The sequence below is a fragment of the Cryobacterium sp. MP_3.1 genome, from assembly GCF_035984795.1.
Classification (GTDB): domain Bacteria; phylum Actinomycetota; class Actinomycetes; order Actinomycetales; family Microbacteriaceae; genus Cryobacterium; species Cryobacterium zongtaii.
Map to the genome: position 1 here is coordinate 1 of NZ_JAXCHV010000020.1, position 12,969 is coordinate 12,969.

The window sequence follows — 12,969 nt, forward strand, 5'->3', positions numbered from 1 at the left end:
CCGGCGGCGAACCTCACGCGGAAACCCTGCCGAACCATTCATCGCCAACACCTCAATCACTCAGGTGTTGCAACGACCCTTTGAACCCAAGGGGCGCACTTGTCCGCTTCGGGAACAGTTGGGCGCGGTGAGGAGCGCGGCGAGGAGCGGGACCGGCGGCTAGAGCCGGTTGATCCCGGTCACCGTCAACGCCGGCACTCCCCGTTCGTCGGACTCGGCGAGGTCGATCGTGGCGCTGATGCCCCAGTCGTGGTCGCCGGCCGGGTCGTCGAAGATCTGCCGGGCGGTCCACACGGTGGCCCCCTCGTCGAGGATGAGCAGTCCGGCGCCGCGCGCATTCGCTCCGGCCAGCAGCTCGTCATGCTCGGCGTAGTAGCCGTCCATGGCGTCCGCCCAGGCATCCGCCCCGAAACCGCTGTCGCGGTCGAGGTCGCCCAGGGCGTCGTAGTTCTCCAGCGCGGCCAGCTGCACCCGACGGAAGAGTTCGTTCCGCACCAGGATCCGGAATGCCCGGGTGTTGGTGGTGAGCCGGTGCGGCGCGGGCGGCACCACGGCGTGCGCCGTCGACTCGTGCGCGGCCAGGTCGGGGTGGATGAGTTCCTCCCACTCGTCGAGCAGGCTGGAGTCCACCTGCCGAACGAGCTCGCCGAGCCACTCGATCAGGTCGAGCAGGTCTTCGGTCTTGGCCTCGTCGGGGATGGTCTGCCGGGCGGCCCGGTAGGCATCCGAGAGGTAACGCAGCACCACACCCTCGCTGCGGGCGAGCTTGTAGTAGGCCACGAACTCGCCGAACGACATCGCCCGCTCGTACATGTCACGCACCACTGTCTTGGGTCGCAGCGGGAAGTCGGCGATCCAGGGCTGGGACTGCTTGTAGGTCTCGAACGCGTAGCTGAGCAGCTCGTCCAGGGGCTTGGGCCAGGTGATCTCCTCGAGCAGCTCCATCCGCTGGTCGTACTCGATGCCCTCCTGCTTCATCGCGTTCACGGCCTCACCGCGGGCGGCGAACTGCTGACCCATCAGCACCGGCCGCGGGTCGTCGAGGGTGGACTCCAGCACCGAGATCATGTCGAGGGCGTAGGTGGGCGCCTCGATGTCGAGCAGGTCGAACGCGGCCAGCGCGAACGGCGACAGCGGCTGGTTGAGCGCGAAGTTCGCCTGCAAATCGACGGTCAAACGGATGCTGCCGTCCGCACCCTGCTCCACGATCCCGGCCGCACGCAGGGTCTTGTAGATCCCGAGGGCCCTGCGGGCGTGGGCGAGCTGACGTTTCCACGGCTCGTGGTTGTCGAACACCAGCGAGTGCACGTTCGCGAAAGCGTCGCCGCCGCGGGCGATCACGTTGATCAGCATGGCGCTGGTCATCTGCATGCTCGAGGTGAGGGTCTCCGGCTCGGCGTCGACGAGGCGCCTGAACGACGGCTCGCCCCAGGACACAAACCCCTCCGGGGCCCGCTTGCGGATGATCTTGCGCTTCTTCTTCGGGTCGTCACCGGCCTTCTGAATGGCCTTGAGGTTCTCGGTCTCGTGGTCGGGCGCCTGGATCATCACGGTGCCGGCGGTGTCGAAGCCGGCCCGGCCGGCCCGCCCGGCGATCTGGTGGAACTCGCGTGCGTTGAGCTGGCGCATCTTGACGCCGTCGTACTTGGTCAGGGCGGTGAACAGAACGCTGCGGATCGGCACGTTGATGCCCACGCCGAGGGTGTCGGTGCCGCAGATCACCCGCAGCAGGCCGCGCTGGGCGAGCTGCTCCACCAGGCGGCGGTATTTGGGCAGCATGCCGGCGTGGTGCACGCCGATGCCCATCCGGATGAGCCTGGAGAGGGTCTTGCCGAAGCTGGTGGTGAACCTGAACTCGCCGATGAGCTCGGCGATGGCCTCCTTCTGCTCCTTGGTGACCACCTTCACGCTGGAGAGCGCCTGGGCGCGTTCCAACGCGGCCGCCTGGGCGAAGTGCACGATGTACACCGGCGCCTGGCCGGTCTTGATCAGGTCCTCCACGGTCTCGTGCACGGGCGTGGTCTCGTAGAAGTAGTGCAGCGGCACCGGGCGCTCCACACCGGTGACGACGGCGGTGTCCCGGTTGGTGCGGCGGGACAGGTCGGCGGCGATGTCGGTGACGTCGCCGAGGGTGGCCGACATCAGGATGAACTGCACCCGCGGCAAGAGCAGCAACGGCACCTGCCAGGCCCAGCCGCGGTCGGGGTCGGAGTAGAAGTGGAACTCGTCCATCACGACCTGGTCGACCGGGGTGTCCTCGCCGTTCCGGAGCGCCAGGTTGGCCAGGATCTCGGCGGTGCAGCAGATGATCGGGGCGTCGGAGTTGACCGACGAGTCGCCGGTCATCATGCCCACGTTCTCGGCGCCGAAGATCTCCACCAGGGCGAAGAACTTCTCGCTCACCAACGCCTTGATCGGGGCGGTGTAGAAGGTGCGCTTGCCGGCCGAGAGGGCGGCGAAGTGTGCACCGATCGCCACCAGGGACTTGCCGGTGCCGGTGGGGGTGGACAGGATCAGGTTCGCGCCCGACACGATCTCGATGACCGCTTCCTCCTGTGCCGGGTAGAGCCGCAGGCCCGCATCCGCTGCCCACGCTTCGAAGGCCTCGAAAAGCTGGTCGGGATCGGTGTTGTGCGGGAGGGCGGTGAGGGTTGCCATGATCCCCCAATCCTCCCCTATCCGGCCGGAGGAGTCCTCCACCGCATCAGCCAGGCCATCAGGTAGGCGCGGCTGTTGCCGTCGTCGATCCGCTCCTCCGGCAGGCTCGCCGCCGTCGTCAGGGCGTCGGATGCGGCCTCCGGGCCGCGCAGGCCGGCGTACATCAACAGGTAGTCGCCGAACATCACGTCATAATCGCCTTCCGGCAGGGCGTCGGCGAGGTTGGCGCTCACCCTGTCGGGGTCGCCGCCGAGGTAGCCGGCAACCGGGCTCATCGGCAGCACCAGGATGCCCAACATGGCGCTGGGCTCGGCGCTGAACCAGGTGGCGTAGTCGCGCTTACCGCCCCAGACCAGCGACGTGACGGTGTGGTCGAAGCCCGCATAGACCGGATCGTCGAGGTCGAAGTCTGTCCAGTAGGCACGGGACGAGGCCGCCTCACTGGAGAGCATCCACTCGGCCTCGGCCGCGAGGTCGGCCTGGTCGCTGGCGGCGGCCCAGAGCGCCAATCCGTTCCACGCGGTCACGGCCTCTGAACTGGATTCCTGGTTGTTCCCGTCGCCGAACGGCGAGGTGCCGCTGGCCCAGGAGTGGCCCGCGTAGGCGTCGAACACCCTTCGGTCCGGGAAGTATTCGCTGCCGCCGCTGGTGGCGAGGTCGGCGGCGAGCAGATTCAGCACCGGCGCCCAGCGCTGAACGGCCTCGGGATCGTCGGCCGCGACCACCGCCGCGGCATAGAAGAAGTAGCCGTAGTGGAAATGATGGTCGTTGAACTCCTCGGAGCCGAACGACGTGGCCAGGCCCACAATCCCCTTCGCGTCCGGGTCGTAGACGAAGCACCGTTCGGTGCGCTGGGCACAGGCGTCGGGGTCCATCCAGTCGTCGAGGGCGGTATTGAGCCGGTCGGTGAGCGTGGCCACCGCATCATCGGCACCCACTTGCCGGGCCACCTCGAGCAGGTTCGCGGCCCGGTAGAGGGACTTGCCGCCGAAGTAGGTGTCGGCGGCGAAGGTCGTGGTGGCCGCTACATCCGCTCGCACCTGGTCGGTCAGCGCGGCGCGGTCCTCGTCACCGAGAGCCGAGAGGTCCAGGGCGCCGCTGGGTGCGACCGCAGGGACCGACCAGCTCAGCTGCCGGCCCGCGCACACCGTGAGCGCACCGTAGATGCTCGGGTACTCCCCTGCGCTGCACGACGCACCGTCGGCGAGACCCTGTGCCTGGTGCGGCAGCGCGGCGATCAGGGTGTCGCCGCCGTCGCTGGTGTCGTAGCGGATGGTCGTGGTGGCCGTATCCGTGCCGTCGACGTACTCGACGCTGGTGCCGATGACCGGGTGCCGGGCCGCTTCGGCGAAGGCCGTGAGCGTGCCGCCGTCCGGCAGCGCGAACCAGGTCACGGATTGGCCGGCCGTGAGGGACAGGTCGGTGCCGGACGAGAGAGTTCCCGCACTGACCAGGCCGTAGGTGCTGCCGGCCACGTCGACACTCCACACGCCTTTTTCGGCTTCGTTGAAGGCTGTCGGCATGGTGAGGGCGACGTCAGCAGCGGCCGTGAAGGACACGAACGGTGACCCTTCGGCGATCACCGTGCTGCCGACCATGGCACCGTCGATGGACTGGCCGATCGTGACGGATGCTTCGTCGTAGGCGGTCACCGCCTGCTCCAGCCCAGCGCCGTCGCCGACCTGCACGCCGATCTGCCCGGCGAAGCCGCCCCTGATCACATTGCTGTCCGCGGACACCTCCGGCAGCCCGAAGGCGAAGCCGGAGTCGCTCAGTTGGAATGAGAGGGGCAGCGGGAACACCGGCATCGACTCCTCGCCGAACACCAGGCCGGAGAACCACCGGTTGGTCGGCGGGATGAGCCCGTCGGCCAGTCGCGCTGTCGGCAGGGCCTTCAGACTCTGCTGCGGCACGGCGTCGACCAGCGGCGCGACCTCGTTGCCGGGGAAGACGGCCGCGCCGGGGGTCGAGGCCGCGGTGTCGACAGGTTCAACGGCATCCGTCGTGGTGCACCCGGAGAGTGCGGCGGCGATCACGAGGCAGGTGGCGACGGCGAGGGTGCGCGGTGTTCTCTGCACGATCACAGCCCGATCGTCCGGAGGAACCCGAACAGGCCGTCGCTGGCGCCGGCGAGGAGGCCGTCGTCGCGCAGCTCTATCGTCGCTGTGACCGGGGTGCCGGGAGCGATGAGCCCGTTCGCGGCGCCATCGACCAGGTCCGGGCTCAGGACCCTGGCCGTGGTTTCGGCGTGGCCGTTCGCCGTCTGCACGTCCAGGGTATCCATGGTGCCGGCCACCCGGGTCTGGTTCGGCAGCACGATGTCGACGGCGGCGCCGGGTTCGATCCGCGCGTAGTCACCGCTGGTGAGGACGAAGTCGGCGGACACGAACAGGGACCCGGCCTGGTCGATGACGGCGAGCACCTGCCCGGCCTGCACGAAGGAGCCGCGCTCGGTGCTGACGTCGGTGAGGGTGCCGTCGACGGCGGCGGTCAGGGTGAGCAGGCCGTCCTCGGCCACCGAGTAGGCCACGCTGTCGACCGTCACCAGCCCTTCGGCAAGGTCGGCCTGCAGGGTGGGGCTCTGCAGGGTGAACAGCGCCTGACCCGCCCGCACCTGGTCGCCGTCCTCGACGAGTCGCTCCAGGACGGTTCCGCCGTAGTCGGAGCCCACCGGATACTCCGCCGCCTGAATCGAGGCGGAGGCGCTCATCACCTGGGCCTGCCGCTGGTTGAAGACGAGCGTGAGGACCGCGACGACGCCGACGACGCCGACGAGTCCGAAGAAGAGCTTGAACCGGTTGGCCCAGGTCATCAGGACACCATCCTTCGGGTCAGGGCGCGGGTGCGACGTGCCAGGTGCGCCTCGTGCATTGCCGTGCCGACAAAAGTGCCCAGGATGAGAGTGTTGGTCACATTCCAGGCCGTGGCCAGGGTGAGGGTGCCGATCGATAGGTCACGCCACACCGCCACCACCGAGGTGAGCAGAAGGAAGACGAAGAAGAGCACCTGCGGAATCATGAAGTTGAACGGCGATCTCACCCGGGACCGGTTGCCAGTGGCGCTCCAGTGCTGTTCCTTGCCGACCAGGACGTTCATCAGCGCGGCCACGTAGATGGGGAACGACGCCGTGGCGAGCATCAGGGTCTCCCAACGGAACGAGCCCATCGTGTAGAACGCCAGAAGCACCTGCATCAGATAGAAACCCGCGTAGTACAGCAGCCAGGTCACCACGGTGGTGGAGAGGTTCATCGGGCGCAGGTCGAGGTAGATCTCCAGCGGTGGCACCAACAACAGCAGTAACGGCGCGATCCCGGTGAGGTAGAAGGATGCCGTCACCAGGTACTGCAGACGCTGATCGAAGGTGAGACGGCGCCGCGGGCTGAGCGGGTTGCTGTGCAGCAGGATCTCGAAGCCGCCCGTGGCCCAGCGCAGTTGCTGTTTTGTGTACGCCTCCACGGTGTCCGGCGCGTGTCCGGTTGCCAGCACGGTGGGGATGTAGATGGTCTTCCAGCCCGCCTCGTGCAGCTTCAGCGACGTCCACACGTCTTCGGACTTGGAGTCGGTGTACATGCCGCCGATGTCGTTGATCGCATCTCGCCGGAAGATCACGTTGGTGCCCACGCAGAACGCGGCGTTGAATCGGTTGCGGCCGGGTTGGATCAACCTGTAGAAGACCGCCTGCATGTATCCGGCACCGCGGGAGATGACATTGTGCAGATTGCGGTAGGCCTGGGGGGTCTGCACGAAGGCGACCTTGTCGTCGATGAAGAACGGCAGGGTCTCGATGAGGAACTCCCGCTTGGGCACGAAGTCGGCGTCGAAGATCACGAAGTACTCCGCAGTGCTCGCCGTGAGAGCGTGATTGACGTTGCCAGCCTTGGCGCCGTTCGAGCTCAGCCGGCGCAGGTAGCGCACGCCCAGCTCGGCGGCCAGATCACGCACCTCGTCGGAACGGCCGTCGTCCAACACCCAGGTGAGGTGCTCACCGTGCATCGCCCGCACCGCGGTCACGGTCTCCCGGATCACGTCGATGTCCTCGCCATACGTGGTGATGAACACGTCGATGGTGGCCGGGTGGTCCCCCAGCTGCAGGGGCCACCGCTCGGGCTGGTCCGTCAAGCCGTCCCTGGCCACGGATCGAGTGTGGACCAGCGTTGCCTGGGCCTGGTGCACGGTGAACTCCCGCGGGTCGCTCGAGGCCGACAGGATCGTCCACATCGACAGCAGCGCCTGGAAGATCAGGATCGACTCGGCCACGATGACCAACGAGTAGGGTAGCCAATCGCCGCGGCTGGCCGGGTTGAGCAGGAAGTGGGCGTAGGCCAGGATGCCGACGGTGGCGATCAGAACCAGCATCACGAGCGTCGGCGAGTGGGCGTGACCCGTGGGCGCTGGCTGGACGTGACGGCTGTCGGTCGCCACTCTGTGGGCGGGAACGCGGTGCATGGCCTCGGGTGGCACCACGGGATCCACGCTGGATTCTGTGCTGCCGGATACACGAGGGCGGGGATGAAGGGTGGTCATCCGTCTCTCTTTCGGTGCCGGATTCGGGTCCGGGGTTCGCGAACGGGATCTCGGGCGAGGTTCGCGGGGCTCGTACTGTGCGTGGGGCCGAGGAGCTGGTCGTTCAATCCGGAGCGCGCGGGAGAGACCATCCGCCAGGAGGTGCTGACGGGAGGGCGGTGGGCTTCGGCGTCCGGGTGTCGCGGGATCTATCGAGATCGGGATCGATGAGGATCGGGATTCGGATGGAGCGGCGAGGTGCCGAGGAAGCGGCGTAGACGACAAACGGGGAGGTCGGGTTCGACCGTTTGTCGTGGCGAGGAATTCTCACCGTATAACCGACAACGCTGATCCACCTATCGGTTCCCTCAACGTTCTCGTGTTCGTAACACGGCCGTAACCCGGCGTCAGGCCCCGCACACGCTCCCCGTCTCGTAAGGGATTCGTAAGGGCGGGTGCGCCCGTCTCACAGGCGGTAAATCTAAGCTGATCCCATGTCCAGCTCCGACTCCCCGACACCGGCTCGCGCGTTGCCCGCCCTGGCCGGCCTGGCCGCGGTCCTGGCCGGATTCGGCCTCGCCGAACTTGTCGCCGGGCTCATCGCGCCCGGGGCCAGCCCGGTGCTGGTGGTCGGTGCTCTGCTGATCGATCTGGCGCCGGTCTGGGCCAAGGAGCTGGTGATCTCGCTCTTCGGCACCGCCGACAAGGTGGCGCTGATCGTCTTCATCGCCCTGGTCGCGGCGGTCCTGGCCGCACTGGCCGGCATCCTCGAATACCGGCGTGCCCCGTTCGGCCGGTTCGTGATCGTGGCCGCCGGCCTGGTCGCGCTCGCCGCGGCGCTCACCCGCGCCGGGGCATCCCCGTTCGACGCCGTGCCTCCGGTGCTGGCGATGGTGGTGGCCGCCCTGGTGCTCACGATGCTGATCAACAGGCTGCGGGTCGGCCGGGCCCCCACGTCGGCGGCGGCCGAGCTGGACCGTCGCCGGTTTCTCGTCTACACCAGCATCAGCGCCGGTGCCGGCGTGCTCGCAGCCATCGGCGGCCAGCTGCTCACGGCCGGCAGCCGGGCAGCGGATGCGGCCAGGGCCCTGTTTCCCCTGCCGGCACCTTCCACGCCGGGCACCCCGATTCCCGCCGGAGCGTCGTTCGACATCGACGGTCTCACGCCGCTCATCACCCCCAACGCCGAGTTCTACCGCATCGACACCGCCCTCTCGGTGCCGCGCATCGACCCGTCTACCTGGACCTTGAGAATCACCGGGCTGGTCGAGAACGAGGTGGAGATCGATTTCGCCGAGCTGCTGGCCCTGCCACTGGCGGAGAGCACCACCACATTGGCCTGCGTGTCGAACTACGTGGGCGGCGACCTGATCGGCAACGCCGTCTGGCTCGGCTACCCGATCCGTGACCTGCTCGCCCGGGCGAAGCCGCTCGCCGACGCCGACATGGTGCTGTCGCGCAGCCAGGACGGCTGGACCGCCAGCACCCCGCTCGAAGCCCTCACCGACGACCGCAACTCGATCCTCGCCGTGGGCATGAACGGTGAGCCGCTGCCTCTCGAACACGGCTACCCGGTGCGGATGGTGGTGCCCGGCCTCTACGGGTACGTGTCGGCCACGAAGTGGGTCACCGAGCTGGTGGTCACCCGGTTCGACCAGGAGACGGCGTACTGGTCCAACCGCGGCTGGTCCCAGAAGGGTCCGGTGAAACTGTCCTCGCGCGTGGACGTGCCCCGCGAGAATGCGAGCGTTGACGCCGGAACGGTGACGGTGGCCGGCGTCGCGTGGAGCCAACACGTGGGCATCTCGGCCGTCGACGTACAGGTGGACGACGGTGACTGGAACCCCGCCACCCTGGCCGACGCGATCTCTGTCGACACCTGGCGGCAGTGGCGCTGGGATTGGGACGCCCCGAGCGGCTCGCACACCCTGCGGGTGCGTGCCACGGATGCCAACGGCCTGGTGCAGACCAGCAAGCTCGCCGATGTCGCGCCGGACGGTGCGACCGGCCTGCACGAGATCAGCGTGTCGATTTCGTGACCACGCCGAAGCAGGTACCCGGATTGAGCCCGAGCGATATCGCCCATTTCGAGGGCCTACTGCGCGGTCAACGGTTCGATCTCGAGCGAGAGCTGGGCCGACAGGGCGAAACCCTGAACGCCGTGCGCGCGGCGCGCAGCGGCGGGGATGCCGACGACGAGCACGATCCCGAGGGCCCGACCCTCTCCGACGAGTGGTCGCTTCGGGCGGGGGTGCACGCCGAACTGGCCGCCTCCCTGACTGCCATCGACGCGGCCCTGGTGCGCGTCGAGGACGGCAGCTACGGCCGGTGCCTGCGCGGGGGTGAGCCGATCGGCCGCGAGCTGCTCGAGGTCCGCCCTGCCGCTGAGCTGTGTATCGACTGTGCTCGGGAGGCGTGACCGATTTACTGGCATGGAGGGATAGTCCCTCCTCCACAGGGCGGACGTTGTCGACCTCTCCACAGCTTGGTTTCTGGGCCGGGGAGTGTGGGTGCTGGGTGCTTCACTGTCCCTATGGCCACCTCAGCTGCCACTCCCGATCACACCCCCGATGACCCTGCGCACCCCGCGGTGGATCCCGTCGCGGCCGCGATCAGCGCGGTCATCGACCCGCTGATCGAGAACGAGAAAGTCATCGCGGCCGGCTACGCCGAACGCAGCCGGCTGCTGACCGAGCTGGACCGGCTCGGCCACCAGCGGCGCATCATCAAGGGGCTGGGCGGTGACCCTGTCGAGTCCGGCCGGAACGACCCCGACACCGGCGCGCACGGTCCGGCCTGGGATGACGAGGAGCTCGCCCGCCGCAGCATGGCCGCCGAGGCCGCCGGGGCGTTGCGGCTGACGGCCACCACGGCGGGCATGATGATCTTCGACGCCGCCCGCCTCACCGGCCAACTGCCCGGCTTCCACCAGGCGCTGAGCCAGGGCAGCATCACCTGGGGTCATGCGGTGAAGATGCTCACCCTCACCGAGGGCGTCCCCGAAGAGATCCTGGGTGCGTTCGAAGCCAAGGTCCTGCCCGCGGCAGAGAAACTGACCTCGACCCAGTTCGTCCGGGTCGCCGGCCGGATCCTGGAGCGGATGCACCCGGTGCCGTTGCCGGACCGCGCCGACGCCGGCTTCGTCAAGCGCCGGGTGGTGCTCAGCCACATCGCCACCAACCTCGACCTCGACCTCGACCTCGACCTCGACCTCGACGCTGACGCCGCCCCGGCGCCCGGCTCCGACTCCCCCGTCATCGATGCGGCCGTCCCACCCCGCAGCAAGGACCAGCGTCGCGCGGACGCGTACCGCGCCCTGCTCCTGCACGGTGTCGGACCGAGTGGCCTCGGCCACGGCATCCGCGGCACGGTCAGCATCACGGTGCCGGCCCTGACCCTGCTGGGCCGAAGCGACGAACCCGCCATCCTCGACGGCTACGGCCCCATCGACCCCGAGACCGCCCGCCGGATCGCGGGCACGGCAACCAGCTGGTCCCGCATCCTCACCCACCCCGAAACCGGCTGTCGCCTGAGCATGGGCCGAAACACCTACAACCCACCCGCCGACATGCGCCGCTACCTCGCCGCCCGCACCGCGACTCGGACTCGACGACCCTCCCCCGTTTTGACCGCCGCCTCTGGCCGGATTCCGGTGCAGGCGCTACAACTAGGGCATGAACGAGCCCCGTGATACCCCGGACGCCACCACCCGATGGATGCAGGGGTACCTCAAGGCCTGGTCCTCGAATGATCCCGATCACATCAACGCACTCTTCACCGAAGATGCCGAGTACTACACCGACCCGTTCGGGGAACCACGGCGCGGACGCCCAGCGATTGTCGCCGGGTGGCTGGATCACGCCGACGAGCCCGACAGTTTCACCTTCGAGTGGTCGCCGCTGATGATCACCCCCGAGATGTCCATCATCGACGGCGTCACGCGCTACGCGGCCGGTCCGGTCTACAGCAACCTCTGGGTGATCCGCTTCGCTCCAGACGGCCGGGCCCGGGAGTTCATCGAGTGGTGGATGGACCAGGCCCAGCCGGCCGAGGACAGCTGAGGGCCGCGCCAGACCGGAGTCGGGACACTGGTGAATCGTCCCGGCACACGCTACAACGGGGGTGACACAGGAACCCGCCGCAGAAAGGACCCCGTCATGGGAATCGTCTCCTCAGGCTTTTTCGGTCGCGGCCGCCGCGACGACCCGGCTCTCCCACCCGGCCAGCACCTCACCGACGGGTTCCCGGTGCTTTCGGCCGGCCCCACCCCGCGGATCACTCCGGAGGAGTGGGAGTTCACCATCACCACCGAGACCGGCCGGGTGCACCGCTGGAGTTGGACGGAGTTCCTCGCGCTCCAGCAGGATGAGGTGAGCCGCGACATCCACTGCGTCACCAGTTGGTCGAAGCTCGGCACCAGCTGGCGCGGCGTCTCGCTCGACACCCTCTTCGAATCGGTCGAGTCCGACTGCGAATTCACCATGGCGCACTCCTACGGCGGTTACACGACCAACGTTCCGCTCGACGACCTGCTGGGCGGCAAGGCCTGGATCGCGCACGAGTTCGACGGTGAGGCACTCGAACCGGCCCACGGCGGCCCGGCCCGCCTGCTGGTTCCGCACCTGTACTTCTGGAAAAGCGCCAAGTGGGTGCGCGGCCTCGAGATGCTCCGGAAGGATGAACCCGGTTTCTGGGAGAGCAACGGCTACCACATGTACGGCGACCCCTGGCGCGAAGAGCGCTACTGGTGAGAACCGGTTGGAGAGTGGCGGAGGTGATCGGCGTGACCCCGGAGACCCGGACCGCTCGTACCCTGCGCCTGCGCCTGCCCGGCCTGACCGGGCACCGCGCCGGCCAGCACGTCGACGTGCGCCTCACCGCCCCGGACGGGTACACCGCCGTGCGCTCCTACTCGGTCGCGTCGGCGTTGCCCGGTGACGAATTCGACCTCACGGTCGAGGAGCTGACCGACGGTGAGGTGTCGCCCTATCTTGTGCACCAGGTTGCCGTGGGCGACCAGTTGGAGGTGCGGGGCCCGGTCGGCGGCTGGTTCGTCTGGGACCCGGCCGATCCCTCGCCCGTGCAGCTCATCGCCGGCGGCTCCGGAGTGGTACCGCTGATGGCCATGCTCCGCGCCCACGCCGCCGCCGACCCAGCTTCCCCCGGCGCCGCCGCCCCGTTCCGCCTGCTCTACTCGGTGCGCGCACCCGACGCCGTTTACTACGGTGCCGAACTCGACGCTCTGGCCCGCTCGCCGCTCACGGATGTCACCGTCGTGTACACCCGCCAGGCACCCGCCGGCAGTGGCCGGCCACCCCGGCGCCTGGATGCGGCGACCCTGGTGGAGAGCGTGCTACCGGCCGCCGGCAACCCCGCCGTCTTCGTCTGCGGAGCCACCGCCTTCGTCGAAAGTGTCGCCGACTGGCTCGTGCAAGCCGGCCATTCCCCCGATCGGATCAAAACCGAACGCTACGGCGGCACCGGGACCAGACCGTGACCGACAACCTCGACTACCTGGACGGCAACGCGGCCGCCGGTCCGCTCAGCGAGTTCTTCGCGATTGACGTCGTCAGCGCCCGCGGCCGCTGCGCCTCCTGCGGCCGCATCGATGCCCTGGCCACCGCCCGGTTGTACCCCAACTCCCACGGACTGCTGTTGCGCTGCCCCGGCTGCGCAGAGATCCTGATGCGCCTCGTCGACACCGGCGACAGCGTCTGCCTCGACCTGCACGGGCTGAGCTTCATCGAGCTGCGCCGCGGCTGACGGGCTTCCCAGCTAATACCCGCTTCCACCCGCTTAAGCTGAGTT

The 12,969-nt window shown here is 68.5% G+C and carries 11 protein-coding genes; 7 read left to right on the forward strand and 4 right to left on the reverse strand.

The window, feature by feature from the left end; all coding sequences use genetic code 11:
* Nucleotides 1–159: 159 nt before the first annotated feature.
* From RCH12_RS12695 to RCH12_RS12710, 4 genes are read right to left on the reverse strand one after another with little or no spacing between them, the layout of a single operon-like run.
* The gene (locus tag RCH12_RS12695; RefSeq protein ID WP_103429594.1) at nucleotides 160–2,658 is read right to left on the reverse strand and encodes a DEAD/DEAH box helicase; all 2,499 of its coding nucleotides are present in this window, start codon (nucleotides 2,656–2,658) and stop codon (nucleotides 160–162) included.
* 17 nt (nucleotides 2,659–2,675) lie between these two features.
* Nucleotides 2,676–4,742 carry a glycosyl hydrolase gene (locus tag RCH12_RS12700; protein ID WP_327017081.1) on the reverse strand — a complete coding sequence of 689 codons (2,067 nt, stop codon included), beginning with the start codon at nucleotides 4,740–4,742 and terminating at the stop codon, nucleotides 2,676–2,678.
* Nucleotides 4,739–5,470, reverse strand: a complete 732-nt coding sequence (locus RCH12_RS12705) for an HlyD family efflux transporter periplasmic adaptor subunit (RefSeq protein WP_327017082.1) — start codon at nucleotides 5,468–5,470, stop codon at nucleotides 4,739–4,741. Before RCH12_RS12705 ends, RCH12_RS12700 begins: the two co-directional genes overlap by 4 nt.
* Complete coding sequence (locus RCH12_RS12710) at nucleotides 5,470–7,182, reverse strand: glycosyltransferase (RefSeq protein ID WP_243398972.1); 1,713 nt, start codon at nucleotides 7,180–7,182, stop codon at nucleotides 5,470–5,472. The genes RCH12_RS12705 and RCH12_RS12710 overlap by 1 nt, the downstream gene beginning before the upstream one ends.
* A gap of 473 nt (nucleotides 7,183–7,655) precedes the next feature.
* Between RCH12_RS12710 and RCH12_RS12715 the strand changes: the two genes are divergently transcribed.
* From RCH12_RS12715 to RCH12_RS12745, 7 genes are all read left to right on the forward strand, one after another.
* Nucleotides 7,656–9,200 (forward strand): molybdopterin-dependent oxidoreductase, encoded by a 1,545-nt coding sequence (locus RCH12_RS12715; protein ID WP_327017083.1) that lies wholly within the window; start codon nucleotides 7,656–7,658, stop codon nucleotides 9,198–9,200.
* A complete protein-coding gene (locus RCH12_RS12720; RefSeq protein ID WP_327017084.1) occupies nucleotides 9,197–9,580 on the forward strand; it encodes a TraR/DksA family transcriptional regulator in 384 nt (127 codons plus the stop codon). The genes RCH12_RS12715 and RCH12_RS12720 overlap by 4 nt, the downstream gene beginning before the upstream one ends.
* 114 nt (nucleotides 9,581–9,694) lie before the next feature.
* Nucleotides 9,695–10,852, forward strand: a complete 1,158-nt coding sequence (locus RCH12_RS12725; RefSeq protein ID WP_327017085.1) for a DUF222 domain-containing protein — start codon at nucleotides 9,695–9,697, stop codon at nucleotides 10,850–10,852.
* On the forward strand, nucleotides 10,836–11,222 hold the full coding sequence (locus RCH12_RS12730) for a nuclear transport factor 2 family protein (protein ID WP_327017086.1): 387 nt from the start codon (nucleotides 10,836–10,838) through the stop codon (nucleotides 11,220–11,222). Before RCH12_RS12725 ends, RCH12_RS12730 begins: the two co-directional genes overlap by 17 nt.
* A 96-nt stretch (nucleotides 11,223–11,318) precedes the next feature.
* Nucleotides 11,319–11,912 carry a sulfite oxidase-like oxidoreductase gene (locus RCH12_RS12735; RefSeq protein WP_327017087.1) on the forward strand — a complete coding sequence of 198 codons (594 nt, stop codon included), beginning with the start codon at nucleotides 11,319–11,321 and terminating at the stop codon, nucleotides 11,910–11,912.
* A gap of 32 nt (nucleotides 11,913–11,944) precedes the next feature.
* Nucleotides 11,945–12,658 (forward strand): ferredoxin reductase, encoded by a 714-nt coding sequence (locus RCH12_RS12740; RefSeq protein ID WP_327017088.1) that lies wholly within the window; start codon nucleotides 11,945–11,947, stop codon nucleotides 12,656–12,658.
* Nucleotides 12,655–12,924 carry a DUF6510 family protein gene (locus tag RCH12_RS12745; protein ID WP_327017089.1) on the forward strand — a complete coding sequence of 90 codons (270 nt, stop codon included), beginning with the start codon at nucleotides 12,655–12,657 and terminating at the stop codon, nucleotides 12,922–12,924. The genes RCH12_RS12740 and RCH12_RS12745 overlap by 4 nt, the downstream gene beginning before the upstream one ends.
* The last annotated feature ends 45 nt before the right edge of the window (nucleotides 12,925–12,969 follow it).